Raw genomic sequence first — 18,992 nt, 5'->3', positions numbered from 1 at the left:
TGGACACGTGCTCCATCATGACCCGGCCCACTGACAAAGGTCAGCGGCCCCCGTCACCCCGGGGGCCACGACATGGTGGACGGTCCCGGTGCCGGTCACGCCGGTGCCACCAGCAGCGGCCGGGCCCGCTCGCGCAGCTCCGCCACCCGCGGCTCGTCCCCGTACGGCTCCAGGCGGTGCAGCAGGTCCCGTACGTACTCCGTGGTGCGGGCCGAGGAGATGCGGCCCGCGACCTCCACCGCGCGCGTGCCCGCCGCGCACGCCGCGTCGAGGTTCCCCGACTCCAGTTCGGCCACGGCGGAGACCACCAGGCGCAGCCCGTGCGAGCGGACGAACTCCTCCGTCGGACGCGACAGCGCCTTCTCCGTGAACCGGCGGACCTGGCGCGGAGCCTTCAGGTCCCGGTAGCACTCGGCGGCGTCGGCCGCGAGGCGGTCGTAGGAGTAGAAGTCCAGCCAGCTCGGGTCGGCGTCGCCCTTGCGCGAGCGCTCCAGCCAGCTCTCGGCGGCGGAGAGGGCGGCGGCGCACGCGTGCGCGTCGTTCGCCTTCGCGTGCGCGCGGGCCTCGATGAGCTGGAAGAAGCTCATCGTACGGGCCGTGGCCAGGCCTCTGTTGCGTTCCAGGGCGGCCTGCGCGAGGTCCACGCCCTCGTCGGCGAAGCCCCGGTAGGTCGCCTGGAGGGACATCGACGCCAGCACGTACCCGCCGAGGGGGACGTCGGCGGCGGCACGGGCGAGGCGCAGCGCCTGGATGTAATACCGCTGGGCGGCCTCCTGCTGGCCGGTGTCGAAGGCCATCCACCCGGCGAGCCGGGTGAGTTCGGCCGTGGCGCCGAAGAGGGAGCGGCCCACCTCGTCGGTGTACGCCCCGAGGAGCAGCGGCGCCGCGTCCACCCGCAGGCACTCGGGAACCATGGACGAACGCCAGTCCCCTCCGCCGTACTTGGAGTCCCAGCGGCGGGCCTCGTCCGCGGCCTCGCGCAGTTTGGACACGTCGCTGTGGCCGACGCGCAGCGGGGAGCCCGGCTCGTCCTCCTTGCCGCGGCGGCCGTCCGCGCCACCGTCCCCGTGCGGGTCGCCGTGCGGATCGCCGTGCGGGTCCCAGTGCCCGTTCGCGTCCGGGCCGTGCCCGTTCGCGATTCCGGCGATGGCGGCGGCGCCCCTCGGACCGCCCGCGGCGCCCGTGGCCATCTCCAGGTCGCGCGCGACGGAGCTGTCCGCCGGGGTTATGAGCCAGCGGGACGCCGGCGTCGCGTACGCGCTCACGGCGAACGAGCCCGCGAGGGACTGCCAGATACTGCCTCCCCCGCGCCGACCGGCAAGATCCAGCCGGTACAGATCGGTGGCCGACTTGACCGCCGCGCTCACGTCGCGCGGGAAGGCGAGGCCGACCTCGGGCGTCGGATCGGCGTCCGCGAGCCCGATCTCGTGCAGCGGGACCGGGCGGCCGAGCTTGCTGCCGATGGCAGCGGCGATCAGATGGGGGGCCGCTCCCTGCGGCACCATCCCCTTCGACACCCAGCGGGCCACCGACGTCTTGTCGTACCGGAGCGTCAGACCGCGCTGCGCTCCCAGGTCGTTGACACGACGGGCGAGTCCGGCGTTGCTGATTCCCGCGAGGGCGAGGACGGTGCCGAGCTTCTCATTCGGCCCGCGTGACTCCCTGGACATGCGCACCCCTGACACACACCGACGACCACCCCGCGGCCGACGCGGGGCCCCCTCCCGAAGAGCGCACGGCGGCGCGACGGGAAGCACTGCCAACCCAGCGTAGTTCGCCGGATCCCTACCGTTAAGAGGCGTCCTGCCGGATGGCGGGATCTATCTGCGCACGCGTGTACGTGCGGGGGTCACGTGCCAAGCGCGCGGAGCCGGACGGACGGCGGCCGGAATCATGTGCGAAAACCTGTGGGGTATGTGCTCCGGGTGTGTGGCCGTGCGCCCGCCCATGCGCCTGTGCGGGCCGAACCGGGAGCGCTTCCATGGATGTTGCGTGGGTCGGCCCGCTGCTCAGGAAACAGTGGGCTGGGGGACACCGCCGCCTCATTCCCCGCGGGCGGCGGTTCGGCCCGGGGGGCGTTTCCGCCTCCCGGGCTGACAAGTGCCGCACGGCCCTCGCCCGCCGGCCCCTCCGGGAGTACGGTCCGCGAAAAAGGGGGTTCCGTCGGCGCCCGCAGGGCATCCGTCGGCACCTGTCGGCCCCCTCCGTCAGCTCCCGTCCGCCCCCGGAGACCGGCGTGGAACGGCGCGGAACGGCGCTCGGGCGCCCCTTCCGCGTTCGGCGACGCGCGTGTGCGCACTCCTCCGCGCCGTCGTTTCGACCCCTGCGCCCGTTCCTCATATTTGGCTGAATGACGTCGGTCGCACATCGGACGGGTGTGCGGTGCCGGATGCGGACGCCCCCGGTATATGCGCCCCCGCGCTCCGGCGCCGACCGGCGCACCGAGGGCGCCTTCGGGAGTGCGAACCCCAGCGCATTTTGGTGAGCTTTGCGCCCCTTACGCGCCTCTCGCGCGCCACTCTCGTGGCAACATAGCCGCTAACGGCACGGCGTTCAGGCGGCGTTCACGCGGCATCGAGCGGCCCCGGAGCCATCCCGGGAGCGGCGGGCGTCGGCGGCAGCGGAGAGCGAAGGCGGGCGGCGATGCGTTGGTTGGTGGGGTGGAGCAGCGCCGCGGTGGGACCCCAGGGGGCGGGAGGCCGCGGCGGCACGCCCCGAGGTCACGGCGGCCCCGGCACCGGCGGCCCGGGCAGAGGCAGCGCCCACGGAGACCCGTACGGCGGCGACGCGTACGGCGGCGACGCGTACGGTCGCGACGCGTACGGGGAGACGTACCGCGACGGCAGCGCGTACGGCGGATACGGCGGGTACGGCGGCGGTTCCGGCCCCGGCGGCCGTGGACCTGGCCCTGGGCCCGGACCTGGTGCCGGAACGGGCGCCGGACCCGGCCCCGGTCCCCGCGACCCGTACAGCGGCTTCGGCCTCGACGGCGCCCCGTACGGCGAGTACGCGGAGGGCGTGCCCTACGGCGAGGGCGACGGCGTGCTCCAGCCCGTCGGCGCGCAGCCCCTGTGGAGCGACCCCGACCCGCTCTGGGCCGTCGGCGACTGGCGGCCCGACGAGGTCCGGATCGTCGAGGCCGAACCGGGCAACAGGCTCGCGGTGTTCGGCTGCTGCGGCGCCAGCGACGAGGAGCTGCGGCTCGGCCTGGTCGCCGCGCGCGGCGGAGCGTTCCGCCACCTCACCTCCTGGCCCGGCAGCTACACCGCCGTCGCCTGCATCGGCCGCCGCATCACCATCCCGGCCGACCTCGCGGGCGCCAGACCCGTCTTCTACGCGCCCTGGGCGGGCGGCACCGCCTACGCCACGGCCGCCCTCCCCCTCGCCGACCTCATCGAGGCCCAGCTCGACGTCGGCCACCTCGCCGCGCTGCTGGCCTGCCCGGACGCGCCCGAGGCGCTCGGCGACGGCACCCCGTACGCGGGCGTCCGCCGCGTGCCGCCCGGCCACGCGCTGATCATCCGCGAGGGCGGCAGCCGCGAGATCGCCAGCTACGAGTCGCAGAACTCGCTCGTCGTCGCGGCCCCGCCCCTCGACACCGAGGCGGCACTCGCGGGCGTACGGGACGCGCTCGTGGAGTCCGTGCGCGCCCGTTTCGCCGCCCCGCGGCACGCGGCGGAGCACGACTTCGACGTGCGCGACCCCGGACCCGTCCCCGGTATGGGCCCGGCCGACCGGCGCGCCAAGCGCGGCGGACCCGCGCCCGGCATAGGAGCCGACCTGTCGGGCGGAGCCGCCTCCGGCACCCTCGCCCTCCTCGCCGCCGGGCTGCCCGGCATGCCCGGAACTGTCTTCGGCATGGGCGCCTCCGAGGCCGGCGAGCGCCTCCTCGCCGTCACCTACAACGACCTCACCGTCGACGAGTCCACCGGCGGCAAGGGCGCCGAACTGGACCGGGCCCGCGAGATCGGCGAGAGCCCCCGCCTCCACCACGTCGTCGTCACCGGCGCCGAGGAGGCCCTGCCCTACTCGGATCTCGCCAGCGGCCCCCTCACGGACGAACCGGGCCCGTCCCTCGTCACCGCCGAACGCCACCGCTACCGCCTCTCCGCCGGAAGCGCCGACCACTTCGTCGGCCTCGGCGCCCGCCACGTCCTGGACGCCCACCCCGCCCGCCTCGCCGACCTGCTGCTCGACAGGCGCCGCCGCCATCTCGTACGGCCCGTCGCCGCGCTCGCGAAGTCCGAGGGCACCCTTCCGGGACGCTCGCTGATGGTGCCGGTGACGATCTACCGGGCGGCGCGCAGGCTCGCCCGTACGCCCTACCGGGACGGCGTCGAGGAGGTCGCGGCCCAGCTCCGCGACGGCACCTTCCGCGACCGGGACGGCGGCTGGACGGACGGCGCGGGCGAGAGCGCCGTCGACGCCTCCGTCGCCGCGCTCACCTGGTGCCGCCCCGGACCCGCCGCGCGCTGGCTCACGGGCGAGGCGCTCGCTGAAGTATCGCTTCGCCTGGAGGCCGCGGCCGCGACCCGGCCCACCGTCGAACGCCCCGGCGAACGCCGCGCCCGCGCCGCCCTCGCCCGCCGCGCCGCCGACCACCGCGTCTTCGAACAGGCCGCCGAGATCCGCAACCAGCGCCTGCACGCGCCCTTCTACGACAACCAGGTCGTCCGCGCCTCCCGCGCCCTCCCCGAGGCCCTGCGCGTACGGCCGGGAGCCCGCGCCTCCGTGCTCCGTGCCGCGCTCGCGGGCGCGGGCGTCCACGAACTGCCCGGCGGCTGGGGCGCGCCCTCCCACGCCGTGCACACCGCGTCCGTACGGGCGGGACTCCGGGCCGCCGCCGACGACCTGATCCAGCTCTTCTCCGCGCCGCTGCTCGCCGACGCGGGACTCATCGAGGCCCGCACCGTCCGCAAGGCGATCCGCGCGGCGGCTGAGGGCGAGCCCCTCCCCCTGGACGGCCTCGCCGACCTGGTCTCCATGGAACTGTGGCTGGGCCGCCTCCTCGCCCGCCGCGGCACCTGCTGGACCGGCTCCCAGGCCCCCCGCCAGCGCGCCGCGGCAGGCGGCGTGACCCCGGCCCCGCAGCGCCCGGCGCTGTAGGGGGCGCGGGGGCGGAGTATTGCGGGGCGGGGGTGTGGCGGGGGCGGAGTATCGCGGGCTGGGGGTATGGCGAGGCCGGAGTATTGCGGGCTGGGGGTATAGCGGCCTGGGGGTATGGCAGGGCTGGTGTATTGCGGGCGCGGGATACCTCGGGCCCGATGTATTGCGGTGCGGGTGTGTTGCGGGTCCGGAGTGTTGCGGGTCTGGAGTGTTGCGGCCGCAGGGGTATTTCGGCCGCAGGGGTATTTCGGGCGCGGGATACCTCGGGCGCAGGATACCTCGAATGCGATGTATTGCGGCCGAGGTGTGTTCCGGGGGCGGAGTATTGCGGTGCGGGTATGTTCCGGCCTCGGGTATTGCGGGCGGGGTACGGCGGGACCGGGGTATTGCGGCCCGGGCGTATAGCGAGCCCGCAATATCTCTCCTCCGATGTATTGCGGCCTGGCTCTATCGCGCCCAGCTCTATCGCGCGCCCGGTATACATCGGCCCCGATATATTGCCGGTCGGCATCCGCCCCCGGCCCCCGGACGGCCCTCGCCGGGTCCGAGGCGCCCCAGGCCGGAGGGGACCCAGGCCGGGAAGGGACCCGGGACCCATACCGGAGCGGACCCAGGCCGGAGGCGCCCCCCGCCCGCTGCTCCCGGGCGGCGTTCTCCCAGGGGAAAAACGCGGGCGGTACCGGCCGTCCCGGGGACAATGGGCCGGTGCGGTATCTGATCCTGGGCCCGACCGAAGTGCGGGACGCGAACGGCAGTGCCCTTCCCCTGGGAGGGCAGCGGCTGCGTTCCCTCCTTGCCGCACTCGCGCTCCGCGCGGAGAGCCCGGCGCCCGTAGCACCGGAGACGCTCATCGGCGAGGTGTGGGCGGACGGCGACGCCGCCCCCGAGTCCCTGCCCGGCAACGCGCCCGCCGCGCTCCAGGCCCTCGTCGGCCGCCTCCGCAGAGCCCTCGGCAAGGAGGCCGTCGAGTCCCACCCCGGGGGCTACCGGCTGGCAGCCGACCCCGACGACATCGACCTCTTCCGCTTCCAGCGCCTCGCGCACGAGGGCGAGCGCGCCCTGGAGGCAGGCGACCCGGCCACCGCCGCCGCCGTGCTCCGCGAGGGCCTCGCGCTCTGGCGCGGTCCCGCGCTCGCCGACCTCCCCGACCGCGCCTCGCCCGCGCTCCGCGCCGAGGCCCTGCGCGCCACGGCCGTCCAGCGCCGCCTCACCGCCGACCTGGAGCTGGGCCGCGCGGCCCGTATCCTCCCCGAACTGCGCGAACTGGCCCCGCAACGCCCCCTCGACGAGCCCCTCCAGGCGCTGTATGTCCGCGCGCTGCGCGACAGCGGGCGTACGGCCGAGGCGCTGACCGCGTACGAGGCGGTGCGCAAGGAGATCGCGAGCCGCCTCGGCACCGACCCGGGCGCCGAACTCCGCGCCCTGCACGCCCAGCTCCTCTCCGCCTCCGCTTCCGTGTCCGCCGACGACGAGCCCGGCTCGGAGGCCGAGTCCGGAGCCGGATCCGGCTCCGGCCCGGACGGCGCCCACGCCCAAGCGAACGCCAACGCCCGTACGCCGCCCGGCAATCTACGGGCCCGTCTCACCAGCTTCGTCGGGCGCGAGGGCGACATCGACGCGATCCGCGGCGACCTCACCCGCGCCCGTCTCGTCACGCTCACCGGACCGGGCGGCTCCGGCAAGACCCGCCTCGCCGAGCAGTCGGCGACGACCCTCACGCGCGACCCGGACAACACAACCGGCACGACCGGCCCGGCGGACGCCACGCCGTATCCCGACGGTGCCTGGATCGTCGAACTGGCGTCCCTCGACCACCCGGCGGCCGTCCCCGGCGCCGCCCTCAGCGCGCTCGGCCGCCGCGAGACCGCCCTCGCCACCGCCGGCACCGAGGCTGTCCGCAGCCTGAGCAACGATGTCGCGGACGACGCGACCGGCCGCCTCATCGAGCACTGCCTGCACCGCCGCCTGCTCCTCGTGCTCGACAACTGCGAGCACATCATCGACGCCGCCGCCACCCTCGCCGAGACCCTGCTCACGCACTGTCCCGGGCTCACCGTCCTCGCCACCAGCCGCGAGCCGCTGGGCGTGCCCGGCGAGGTCGTGCGCCCGGTGGAGCCGCTGCCGCCGGAGCCCGCGCACCGGCTGTTCGCGGACCGCGCGGCAGGGGCGCGCGCCGGGTTCCGTACGAGCGAGGATCCGGAGGCGGTCGAGGAGATCTGCCGCCGTCTCGACGGGCTGCCGCTGGCGATCGAACTGGCGGCGGCCCGGCTGCGGTCGCTCACGCCCCGCCAGATCGCGGACCGCCTGGACGACCGCTTCCGGCTGCTGACCAGCGGCAGCAGGACCGTACTGCCCAGGCAGCAGACCCTCCGCGCCGTCGTCGACTGGTCCTGGGACCTCCTCGACGAACGCGAACGCACCGTCGTACGGCGCCTGTCCGTCTTCTCCGGCGGCTGCACGCTCTCCGCCGCCGAACACGTCTGCGGCGACGGCGCGGACCGTACGGACGACGAGCCCTCCGACAACCCGGACGCCACCCGCACCAGCGGGACCGGTACCAGCGGGACCGGTACCAGCGGCATCCGGACCACCGGCATCCGGACCACCGGGACCCGTACCGTGGGGATACCCGGCGACGACGTGCTCGACATCCTCGGCTCGCTCGTCGACAAGTCGATCCTCGTCGCCGAGCAGCCCCCGGCCCTCTCCGGCACCGGCGTCCGCTACCGGATGCTGGAGACCATCCACGAGTACGCCCGCGAGCGCGCCGCCGAGCACCCCGAGGACCTCGCGGCGGCCGAGCGGCGGCACACCGCGCAGATCCGCCGCTTCGTCACCGCCGCCGAGCACCGCATCCGCTCCGCCGAGCAGCTCACCTGGCTGCCGCGCGTCGAGGCCGACCTCGACAACATCCGGGCGGCCCTCAGCCGCGCCTTCCAGCGCGGCGACCGCGACACCCTGGTGCACGTCGTCCGCGCGGTCGGCTGGTTCTGGTGGCTGCGCAACTACCGGGACGAGGGCTTCCGCTGGATCTCGCGCATCCTGCGGCTGCTGCCCGCCGAGGCCGGGGACCGGGACGCGGAGGAGGAGCTGGTCTACCGCGAGTTCCAGCTCCTGAGCTACTTCCTGCGCAGCGAGCAGTACACGCAGGAGATGCTCGACGACCCCCGCCACCGCGCCGTCGCCGTCGAACTGCGGGACGCGTTCAACGTGCCGGGGCCCGAGAGCGCCCGGTTCCCCGGCATGCTCTGGCCGTTCACCGGCTTCCTCATCGAGGGCAGCCAGGGCGTCGCGCGCCTGATGAACGCCTCCGTCGAGAACTGCCGGCGCCACAGCGGCGGCTGGGAACTGGCCGTCGCCCTGCTCCTCCGCGCCCATATCCACCTGGACATCCCCGGCGGCGTCCTCGGCCGCGCCGACGACCTCGCCGAGATCGAGGCCCTGGCCGACTCCAGCGGCGACCGCTGGCTGCTCAGCCAGCTCTGCGGGCTGCGCGCCGAGGTCGCCCTGCAGCGCGGCGAGTACGACGACGCGCGCAGCGAGTGCGAGACGGCGCTGCGCTACGCCCAGCAGCTCGGCGCGCTCACCGAGATGCCGGTGCTCCTCAGCCGTATCGCCGAGATCTGGTACCGCCAGGGCGACAGCGACCAGGCGGAGAAGCTGGCCCGGCGCGCGATCGAGGACGCCGAGCGGCTGGGCATCCGCGACGCGCAGATCTTCGCGTTGTTCCTCCGCTCGGCGATCGCCGTCGAGAACGGCGAGACGCGCCGCGCCCGCGCCCTCCACGAGGAGACGCTGGCGCACGCGGCGATCGGCACGCTGCCCACCATGTTCACGGTGCTGTGCCGCGCGCTCGACGCCCGGATCGCGGTGGCGGAGGGCACCGATTCTCCGGCTGCCGGCGGGGGAGACGGCGCGGGCGGCGCACCGGTACCGGAGGCCCTCGTGCGCGCCGTCGCGACCGTGCGCGACGCGCTGCGCATGGGCATCGACACGAACGCCCCCGAACACGTGCTCGCCCACGTCGGGCAGGTCGCCGCCCACGCCGCGCGGACCGTCGGCCGCCCGCACCTGGCCGTGCGCCTCGCCGACGCGGCGGGACGGCTGCGGGGCGGCCTCGGCGCGAGCGTGCCGGTCGTCCGGTACGACGGCGAGATCCGCGCCCCCATCCCGCCGCCCATCCAGCGGAAGGCCGCCGAGGAGCCGCCGCTCACCCTCGCGGAGGCCCTGGCGGCGCTGGAGTCCCTGCACGGGGAGCTGAGCGGCGCCGCCTGACCCGCGCGGGGGCGGGGGAAGCGCCCAGGTCCCGGGCTCAGCGGCACTTGATCGAGGAGTGCGCCCAGTCGACGAAGCTCGCCGTACGGTCGGCGAACGTACGCGGCTCCACGACCAGCTTTATCGTCTTCACCCCGGCCAGCGGCACATGCACCGGCACCGGCGGCTGCCCGCGTGCCACGAGCCCGGACCGCCACAGCCGCGCCCCGTCGCCGAACACGGAGAACCGCACGGCACGGTGCCCGAACGACATGTCGTCGACCCCCGCGACCGCGTCGTACGCCGTGCACGCGCGGTTGAGATCGATCGTGACCGTCGAGGGCGCGTGGACGGTCACCCCGTGGCCGAAGCGCCGGCCGTCCATGCTCATTCCTTGCCGCTGCCAGACCCAACTGCTCGCCAGCGAGCGGATGGTGGGCCCTTTGCGCTTCGCGCCGGGGTCGAGCAGGTCCCACTTCAGCTCGTTGAGCTTGTGGTCGGCGGGCGGCGGCGGGGGAGGAGGCGGCTTCGGCGCCGGCGGCTCGGGCGGGGGCTTCTCCGGCGGCTTGGGCGGCTTCGGCTCCGGGGGCGGCGGCTTGGGCTTCTCCTTCGCGGGCGGCTCGGGCTCGGGCTTCGGAGGCGGCGGCTTCGGCTTCGGGTCCGGCTTCTCCTCGGCGGCCTGCGGCTTCGGCTTCGGCTTGGGCTCGGGCTCGGGCTTCGGCGCGGGCGGCTCCGGCTTCGGCGCCGGAGGGTCGGGCTTCGGCTTCTCCGGGGGCGCCTCGGGCGCCGCCGCCGGGGGCTTGGGCTTCGGCTCGGCCTTGTGCGCGGGCTCGGGCTCGGCACCCGTGAGGGCGTACGCGAGCGCGGCGGCGGCCACCGCGGCCACGCCCACGCCGATCCCGACCTTCGCGGGCGTGCCCAGCCCCTCGGACGCGGCACCGCCGACGCCGCCCGCGCTCGACCCGGCGGCTCCTCCCGCGGCACCACCGGCCGCGCCGCCCGTGGCGGCACCGGCGCCTCCGGCCGCCGCCGCGGCGCCCGTACCGGCCATCAGCGCGCCGAACGCCTTCGCGCCGCCCGTCGTCGCGAACCAGCCGATGAGCGCCACCGGCACCAGCAGACGGATGTGCTCGTTGAGGTCCTTGACCTCGACGGCGGCCTGACTGCAGGCCGTGCACTGTTCGAGATGCCGCTGCAGACCGCGCTCGGCCCGCATCCGCAGCCCGCCGCGCGCGTACGCGCCGAGCCGATCGGCGAAGCGGGCGCAGTCCCCACCCGTGGTGAGGGCCTGGCTCACATGGGCCTGGAGATAGGCCTGCTTCAGGTTCTCCCTGGCCCGGTGCGCGGCCGTCGCCGTCGCGCCGGAGGACTTGCCGAGCAGCGGCGCGACGTCCTGGGGCTTGCTGCCCTCGACGGCCGTGTGCCACAGCAGCATCTGGTCGTGCTCGGAGAGGCTCTTGAACGCCTGTACGACCAGTGTCTGCTCCGCCTCGTGCATCGCCCGTACGTCCGCGCCGAGGTCGAGCGTGTCCTCGTCGGCGGCCGTGGGCCCGGTGCGCTCGGCGGACTGCACGAACACCGCGAAGTCGTCGACCAGGTGCTCGCGCTTGCGCGTCTTGGACCACGCCGCCGCGACGTGCCGCACGGAGGTCAGCAGATAGGCGCGGACGGAGGTCTCGGGGCCCTTCCCGCCCCGTACGGCCTGGAGGGTGCGCGCGAACACCTCGTTCGTGAGGTCGTCCGCGGTGTGCGAGTCGCGGCAGCACGTCCGCGCGTACCGCCGCACGGCGTCGGCATGGCGCCGGTACAGCTCGTCGTACGCCTCCGCGTCGCCCTCCCGCATCCGCGAGATCAGCGAGGCGTCGGACTGCCGCTCCCCGTCGGCGGACGCGTCGGAGGCCGCCGCGGCGCTCCCGGCGGCGCCCCCTGCGGCGCCTCCAGCGGTGCTGGCCGCACCGGCACCGGCGCCCGAGGACTTGTCCGCGTGCTTGCCGAACCTGCGGCGCTTGCGCTGCGGCGGGACCCCGGGCGTCTCCGAGGACTCGGCGCCCGGCGGGCCGCCCTGGCCCGGCACCTGGCGTGAAGGCAGCCCGGCATCCGGCTCGACCGGGCCCCTGTCCTCGGACCCGCCGGACCGGTCGCCTCTGTCAACACCCATCGTGGCAGCCCCCGAACACACAGTCGCGGCAAACGCAGCGGAACACCGCGACAGCGTGTCACAACGGCCACGAGCGAGAACCGGACAAGCACATCAACCACTCGTCCGGGGCGAGTTCGCACAATTCTCCAGCGAACTCCCCCCGTACGAGGGAAAATGGGCCGGACCAACGGTGACCGGAAGAGTGACTTTCCGATCACTCAGGGTCATCCGGCACTGCTCGGTGCCACTCGGCGTCGCTCAGTGCGAGGGCCGGGAGCGCAGCCCCTCCAGCAGGATGTCCAGCAGCCGGGTCGAGGCCGCCGCCTGCTGCGCCGCGTCCGGCAGCGAGGGTGCCGCCGTCGCGATGACCAGCAGCACGTCACCGACCGTCACATCGTGCCGCAGCTCGCCCGCCTCCCTGGCGCGCTCCACCAACTGTCCGACGACGGCGAGCAGCTCCACGGCGCCCGAGTCCTCGTCCAGCCCGTCCGCCACGGACTCGCGCTCCGGCTCCGGCACCGGACGCTGCTCGATCAGCCGCAGCCCCGGCCCCTCACCGTCACGCACGCCCTCACGACCGCCGTCGACCCCGCCGTGCTGCGCCTGCCGCTGCTGCGGCACCCGCACCGCGCTGTCCACCCAGCCTTCCGCGCGCAGTATCCGCGGCGGCAACAGCCGCCCCGCGCCCGTGGCCACGGACGTCCGCAGGAAGCGGGAGAGGGCCGACCACGGCTCCTCCTCCTGCCCCAGCGCCGCCCGCGCCTGCTCTGTCAGCCGTGCAGTCTCTTCCTCGGCTATGCGCCTGACCAGCACGTCCTTGCTCGGGAAGCGGCGATAGACCGTCCCGACGCCGACCCGCGCCCGCCGCGCCACGTCCTCCATCGGCGCGCCGTACCCCAGCTCGCCGAAGACCTCGCGCGCCGCACGCAGCACGTGCTCCAGATTGCGCTGCGCGTCCACGCGCAGCGGTGTCGTGCGCCCTGTGGCGCCCGTGCTCCCGCTCGTGGCCGTCCCCCCGCCCGCACCGGCGGACATGCCCGTCCCGCCGCTCGGGTCCGCCGGGCCGGTCGCGCCCGACGCCGTCGCAGCGGCCGGAGCGGCCGATGCGGTGGGTCCTTCCGGGACGGCGGATACCGCCGTCGGTGCCAACTGAGAGCTGTGAATCCCCTGAATGTGCATACTCGTTCCCCCGGTTATCAATGTCTCCCCCCGGAGACCCCCGCCGTTTCTGCGGTCGGGATGCGGTGCACTGGTCGTCACATGTCGCACCCCGCTGGGATACGAACATAGTTGAGCCCAGGTCGTGAGAGAAGGGGGCGGTTCCGCACGGACCGCCCACCGATCGGGGCGCGGGCCCGGTCCGTCCGGTTTCACCTCCCCACAGGCCCCCCTCACGCCGCATGTGACCTGCGCCGTTCTTCTCCCGTTCGCCTCCCGCACCCCTTCCGGGGCACAACGTGCGCGGAGCGCGCGTCAGTCATACGAATCCCGGGACCTGTGGACAAACCCGTGGCTGAGGGTGCGTCATGGACGAGTGACCGAGGCGACGAAAGAACCCGCGATGGCCGACAGGGAACCCGCGCGCATTCTCGTTGTCGGGGGCGGCTATGTCGGCCTCTACACCGCGCTGCGGCTCCAGAAAAGGCTGAAGAACCAGCTCAGGCGGGGTGCGCGGGGCGAGGAGGGCGGCGTAAGGATCACGGTCCTCGACCCCGATCCGTACATGACGTACCAGCCCTTCCTGCCCGAGGCCGCCGCCGGATCCATCTCCCCGCGCCATGTCGTGGTGCCGCTGCGCCGGGTGCTCAAGGACTGCCAGATCGTCATCGGCGAGGCCCGCTCCCTCGACCACGAGCGGCGCGTCGCCCACGTCAGCACGCTGGCCACGGTCGAACAGACCGGCGGCAAGGGCGGCACCGTCGAAGTGCCGTACACCGAACTCGTCCTGGCCCCGGGGTCGGTCTCGCGCACCCTCCCCGTCCCGGGGCTCGCCGAGCACGGCATCGGCTTCAAGACCGTCGAGGAGGCCATCGGGCTCCGCAACCACGTGCTCGAACAGCTCGACATCGCCTCTTCCACCCGCGACCCCGCCGTCCGCGACGCCGCGCTCACCTTCGTCTTCGTGGGCGGCGGCTACGCGGGCGTCGAAGCCCTCGCCGAACTGGAGGACATGGCCCGCTACGCCTGTCGCTACTACCACAACGTCGGCCCGGAGGACCTGCGTTTCCTCCTCGTCGAGGCCAGCGACCGCATCCTCCCCGAGGTCGGCGAGGCCATGGGCAGGTACGCGCTGCGCGAGCTGCGCGGCCGCAACATCGACGTCCGCCTGGAGACCCGCCTCGACTCCTGCGAGGACCGCGTCGCCACCCTCAGCGACGGCTCCCGCCACCCCACCCGCACCCTCGTGTGGACGGCCGGCGTCAAGCCCCACCCGATCCTCGCCGCCTCCGGGCTCCCGCTCAACGAGAGGGGACGCCTCCGCTGCGCCCCCACCCTGCGCGTCGAGGACACCGACCACGCCTGGTCGGCGGGGGACGCGGCGGCCGTACCCGACCTGACGGCCGACGCCGCCGACGCGCTGTGCGCCCCCAACGCCCAGCACGCCGTACGCCAGGCCCGCCGCCTCGCCGACAACCTCGCCGACGTCGTCGAGGGCACCCCGCCGGGCGAACTCACCCCCTACCGCCACTCGTACGCGGGCTCCGTCGCCTCCCTGGGCCTCCACAAGGGCGTGGCGCACGTCTACGGACGTAAGCTCAAGGGCTACCCGGCCTGGTTCATGCACCGCGCCTACCACCTCAGCCGCGTCCCCACCTTCAACCGCAAGGCACGGGTCCTCGCGGAATGGGTGCTCTCCGGTCTCTTCAAGAGGGAGATCGTCTCGCTCGGGTCCCTGGAACATCCGCGTGCCGAGTTCGAGATGGCCGCGGGCTCCGTTCCCCCGCCCGACACGAAGTGACCAGGTATGAGGAACTCCCGGCGGGGCAGGGGCGTCTGACGAATGTCAGCACGGTGGGCCACACTGGACGTGTGACCATGGGTGCGCCCGCGTCTGCGAAGAGTGACCCCCAGGCAATCTCCGGCAGCCGCGAGCGACCCCCGAGCGAGCACAGCGAACAAAACGAACAAAGCGAACAACACGAGGATTCGGACGACCGTGAACTTCACGCGCTGGAGCGCCCGACTGCCCGGCACACAGCGGCGCACCGCTGCCGCCCAGGCGGCGATAAAGGCGCGGCAGCCGGCGTCCGAAGCCCCCGAAGCCACCGAGCCGGCGGACGCCCGGACCGGCTCCTCGTCCACCGCCGACACCCAGGACGGGACGGACGGGGCGGACGGTACCGACGGCGACAGCCCGGACGCGCCCGGCCGAGCACCTGACGGCGCTCCGGACGGCACGCCCGAGGGAGCGCCCGTTCCCAACGCCCGTACGGGCGGCACGGAAGGCACCAAGGCCGCCCCGGCGAGCCCGGAGAGCCCGTCGGCCTCCCCGGAACCGGCAGCCCCGGCCGTAGCACCCGACGCGCTCCACGACGGGCCCCACGACGCGCCCGACGGCACGCCCCCCGAGGACGCACACGGACTCGGGGCCCTCTCCGCGCGGGACCTCCTCGGCCTCCTCGGCCAGGTCCCCGCGCTCGCCGCCGTCGTCCACGGCCCCGACCACCGCATCGCGTTCGTCAACGAGGCGTACGCGTCGGTCTTCGGCCCGCGCCCCTCCGGCGCCGCCGCGCGCGACGCCCTGCCCGAGCTGGTCGAGCTGGGCCTGCTCCCGCTGATGGACCAGGTGCTGCGCAGCGGCAAGCCCCGCACCGTCAAGTCCCGCCGCGTGCCCCGCGGCCACGACGGAATCGACGGCAAGAGAGGAGACGGCAAAAAGGTCGCGCCCAGGGACGGTTACTACACGTTCACCTGCACGCCCGTCACCGCCGCGAGCGACAGCGGCGTCCTCGTCTTCGCCGCCGACGTCACCGACCAGGTCGAGGCGGCGGAGCGGCTGCGCACCAGCGAGCGCCGCCAGCGCGAGGCCGCGGTCACCCTCCAGCGCAGCCTGCTGCCCCAGGAGCTCGAACAGCCCGACGACCTCCGCGTCGCCGCCACGTACCAGCCGGGCGGTACGGAGGCGGCCGTCGGCGGCGACTGGTACGACGTGATCACCCTCGGCGCGGGCCGTACTGCCCTCGTCATCGGCGACGTGATGGGCCGCGGCGTCCGCGCCGCCGCCGTCATGGGCCAGCTCCGCACGGCCGTACGGGCGTACGCGCGCCTGGACCTCCCGCCCCACGAGGTGCTCCAGCTCCTCGACGGCCTCGCCGCCGAGATCGACGCCAACCAGATCGCGACCTGTGTCTACGCGGTACATGACCCGAACGAGGGACGGCTGAGCTACGCCTCGGCGGGCCATCTCCCCATCCTCGTCCGCGACGAGGAAGGCACCGTCCACCGCGCCACGGACCACACGGGCCCGCCCCTCGGCACCGGCGGCTGGCTCCACACGACGGGCACGATCGCCCTCCAGCCGGGCTCGACGGCCGTTCTCTACACGGACGGGCTGGTCGAGCGCCGCGAGTCCGACATCGAGGAGGGCGTCGCAGCCCTGGAGCACGCCTTCGCGGGCGCCACGGGCTCACCCGAGATCATCTGCGACCGCCTGCTGCGCGCCCTGGGCATCACCGCCGAGCACGACGACGACGTCGCGCTCCTCGTCCTCCAGCACCCCGTCCGTACGGGCGCCGATGCGGAGCTGTTCCACAACGCCGCGCTCGACCTGCTGGGCGGCACGGAGGCCGCGCCCCGGGCCCGCGCCTTCGCCTCGGGCGTCCTGGCCTCCTGGCGCTTCCCGACGGAGCTGCACGACCTGGGCGTCCTGGCCGCCAGCGAACTGGTGGCCAATTCCCTCCAGCACGGCACCCCGCCCATGCGGCTCCGGCTCCGCCGTACGAACCGCCGCCTGATCGTCGAGGTCACCGACGGGGACGACCACCTGCCGCGCCGCCGCCGCGCCGAACCGGTCGACGAGACGGGCCGCGGCATCTCCATCGTCGCCACCATCGCCTCGGCCTGGGGCTCGCGGAGAACCCCGGGCGGAGGCAAGGCCGTCTGGTGCGAGTTCGCACTGCCCAAGCGCTGAAGCCAGGGGCGCTGGGATCAGAGGCCCTCAGGCCGCGGTAGTGACCGCGCCGGTGTCCTCGGCATGGCTCGGGGTTGCCGCACCGCCCCGGGCCACGATGAGAGACGGCCGGTCCTGCACGGACGAGAGCCTCCGCCCCAGCAGGATGGCGAGCCCGCTGATCGCCAGGGAGCACAGCACCAGCATCACGATGTAGACGCCGTACGCCCCGGCCGCGGCCATGAGCCCGCCGATCGCGGGCCCCACGGCCAGCGCCATCTGCTTGACCAGCGCGAACGCCGAGTTGTACTGCCCCACGAGCCGCGCGGGTGCGAGATCGGCGACCAACGGAGCCACCGTCGGCGACAGCATCGTCTCCCCGACGCCGAACAGCGCGTACGTGGAGATGAGGAGCGCGGTCGCCACGGCCTGCGCCCCGTGCACAAGCCCGGACGCCCCCGCGAGCAGCCAGGCCACGGTCCAGATCAGCCCGACGACCGCCACGACGCGGCTGCGCCGCCGCCGCTCGACGATCCGCAGCACCACGAACTGGGCCAGCACGATCACCGCGGTGTTCGCCGCCAGCGCCACACCCAGCGTGGACGTCGAGATCCGCGTGACCTCGACGGCGTACGCCGACAGCCCCGACTCGAACTGTCCGTAGCAGGCGAAGAAGACCACGAACCCCAGCACGCACAGCAGCACCATCGACCGGTCCCGCAGCAGCACACGCCACCCGCTGCCTGCCGCCGCCGCACCGGCGTCGGCCGGCAGGTCCTCCACGGGCCGTGCCACCCGCACCGTCATGAGCACGGCGAGCAGCACCATGAACATGATCGCCTCGATGAGGAACAGCATCGTGAAGCTGGACGGCTCGTGCTCGTTCACCAGGAACCCGCCGATCAGCCCGCCGACGCCCAGCCCCAGGTTGTTGAGGAAGAACTGCGTCGCGAAGGCCCGCGAGCGGGTGGCCCGCGTCGAGCACCAGACGATCAGCGTCGCGAGCGCCGGCTGGAGCACCGCGATGCCCCCGCCCATCAGAGCGGACGAGGCGAGCGCAGCGGGCGCGGTGGTGGCCAGCCCGAAGCTCAGCGCGCCCAGCGCGGCGGCGACGGCACCGATCACGACCATCACCATGGGCCCGCGCCGGTCGATCACCCGTCCGGTGAAGGGCAGCACGGCGAGCGCCGCGGCGGCGAACGCGGCCAGCACGGCTCCCGCCGTGCCATCACCGAGCTCCCGCACCCGCGCCACATAGACGAACAGGAACGGAACGGTGAAGCCGTTGCCGAACGCCGCCAGGGCGTTCCCGAGCTGGATCCGGCGCAGAGCGGCGCCCATCGCGGTGGTCACACTCACCTACCTAGGTCGTGAAGAGGAGTACGGAGGGGTACAGAGGGGCCTTCGAGAGTTCGAAGCTAAAGTTCGACACTAAAGAGTACACAGAGCAAGGGTTTAACGCGAACGCGTTGCCGTGCCATACTCCGGGCCATGCCGGACCGACAACCGACGCTCGACGAGCAGATCGCCATCTACCAGCGCGAGTACCGTGACCTGGACCCCCAGGTGGAGAAGGTGGTCAACGCCCTGAGCCGCCTCGACCGCCGCATGAGCGTCGCCTACGGCCGCCAGCTCGCCACCCTGGACCTCGGCAACGCCGAGTGGGAGGTCCTCAAGGAGCTGGTGATGGCGGGGGAGCCGTACCAGCTCTGGCCCGGCACCATCGCGAAGCGCCTGGGCCTGACCCCCGCCGCGATGACCCACCGCATCGACCGCATGCTCACCCAGGGCCTGGTCACCCGCGAGCAGGACCCGGACAACCGCGTCCGCGTGATCATCGGCCTGACCGACACCGGCCGCGAGAAGTGGCTCCAGGTGATGCGCAAGGCGTCGGTCTTCGAGGAGGACCTCCTCCAGGACCTCAACACCGAGGAACGGGGACACCTCGGCGAGCTCCTCACCCGCCTCCTCCGCCGCGTCGAGGACGCCCAGCCGGACGCGGGTGGCCGGCTGACGGACCTGGAATGACGCGCAGTTGACATGCGCGGGGGTGATCCGTAAGGTTCCCCGGGTTGCCAGCGAGCCCCCAGGGCTCACTTCGGCGGAACTCCACTTCAGCACGATCTCCCTTCGCAGGGGTCAATTTGGCATGCCAAATTCCGAAGCGAATGACTCGATTTTGAGTCTCCGGGGAAATCCCCTAAAGTAGAGACCACGCCGAACACGGCGCCCCCGCCGACAGGGGAAATCAGGACCGGGTCCGGAAGCGGAAGAGGATCTGATAGAGTCGGAAACACCGAAGGGAAGCGCCCGGAGAAACCGGTGAAACGGTTTCGAAGGAAGCGTCCGTTCCTTGAGAACTCAACAGCGTGCCAAAAGTCA

The 18,992-nt window shown here is 73.8% G+C and carries 9 protein-coding genes; 5 read left to right on the top strand and 4 right to left on the bottom strand.

The window, feature by feature from the left end; translation table 11 throughout:
* Positions 1-95: 95 nt before the first annotated feature.
* A complete protein-coding gene (locus tag ABD343_RS10340) occupies positions 96-1,670 on the bottom strand; it encodes an NsdA family TPR-like regulatory protein (protein WP_344526461.1) in 1,575 nt (524 codons plus the stop codon).
* A 973-nt stretch (positions 1,671-2,643) separates the two neighbouring features.
* On the opposite strand from ABD343_RS10340, the gene ABD343_RS10335 reads away from it, so the two are divergent.
* The gene (locus tag ABD343_RS10335; RefSeq protein WP_344526459.1) at positions 2,644-5,106 is read left to right on the top strand and encodes an asparagine synthase-related protein; all 2,463 of its coding nucleotides are present in this window, start codon (positions 2,644-2,646) and stop codon (positions 5,104-5,106) included.
* 705 nt (positions 5,107-5,811) lie between these two features.
* Positions 5,812-9,381 (top strand): ATP-binding protein, encoded by a 3,570-nt coding sequence (locus ABD343_RS10330; RefSeq protein WP_344526457.1) that lies wholly within the window; start codon positions 5,812-5,814, stop codon positions 9,379-9,381.
* A gap of 37 nt (positions 9,382-9,418) precedes the next feature.
* Here the strand turns inward: ABD343_RS10330 and ABD343_RS10325 are convergent, their stop codons facing one another.
* Both ABD343_RS10325 and ABD343_RS10320 read right to left on the bottom strand, forming a co-directional pair.
* Positions 9,419-11,518, bottom strand: coding sequence for a sigma-70 family RNA polymerase sigma factor (locus ABD343_RS10325; RefSeq protein WP_344526455.1), 2,100 nt, complete (start codon positions 11,516-11,518; stop codon positions 9,419-9,421).
* Between the two features lie 240 nt (positions 11,519-11,758).
* Positions 11,759-12,535 (bottom strand): TetR/AcrR family transcriptional regulator, encoded by a 777-nt coding sequence (locus tag ABD343_RS10320; protein ID WP_344526453.1) that lies wholly within the window; start codon positions 12,533-12,535, stop codon positions 11,759-11,761.
* 526 nt (positions 12,536-13,061) lie between these two features.
* Here ABD343_RS10320 and ABD343_RS10315 point away from each other — a divergent pair.
* Together ABD343_RS10315 and ABD343_RS10310 are read left to right on the top strand one after the other, a co-directional pair.
* Positions 13,062-14,459 carry an NAD(P)/FAD-dependent oxidoreductase gene (locus ABD343_RS10315; RefSeq protein ID WP_344526452.1) on the top strand — a complete coding sequence of 466 codons (1,398 nt, stop codon included), beginning with the start codon at positions 13,062-13,064 and terminating at the stop codon, positions 14,457-14,459.
* A gap of 198 nt (positions 14,460-14,657) precedes the next feature.
* On the top strand, positions 14,658-16,631 hold the full coding sequence (locus ABD343_RS10310) for an ATP-binding SpoIIE family protein phosphatase (RefSeq protein ID WP_344526450.1): 1,974 nt from the start codon (positions 14,658-14,660) through the stop codon (positions 16,629-16,631).
* A gap of 27 nt (positions 16,632-16,658) precedes the next feature.
* On the opposite strand, the gene ABD343_RS10305 is transcribed toward ABD343_RS10310, so the two are convergent.
* Positions 16,659-17,951: an MFS transporter gene (locus ABD343_RS10305; protein ID WP_344526647.1), complete on the bottom strand. Its 1,293-nt coding sequence runs from the start codon at positions 17,949-17,951 to the stop codon at positions 16,659-16,661.
* Between the two features lie 150 nt (positions 17,952-18,101).
* Here ABD343_RS10305 and ABD343_RS10300 point away from each other — a divergent pair, with 150 nt between their 5' ends.
* A complete protein-coding gene (locus ABD343_RS10300; RefSeq protein ID WP_344526448.1) occupies positions 18,102-18,638 on the top strand; it encodes a MarR family winged helix-turn-helix transcriptional regulator in 537 nt (178 codons plus the stop codon).
* The last annotated feature ends 354 nt before the right edge of the window (positions 18,639-18,992 follow it).

Origin of the sequence: Streptomyces albiaxialis (genome assembly GCF_039530985.1) — a bacterium.
Classification (GTDB): domain Bacteria; phylum Actinomycetota; class Actinomycetes; order Streptomycetales; family Streptomycetaceae; genus Streptomyces; species Streptomyces albiaxialis.
Note: the sequence above shows the minus strand (reverse complement) of the source record. Positions and strands in the feature narration are given on the sequence as shown.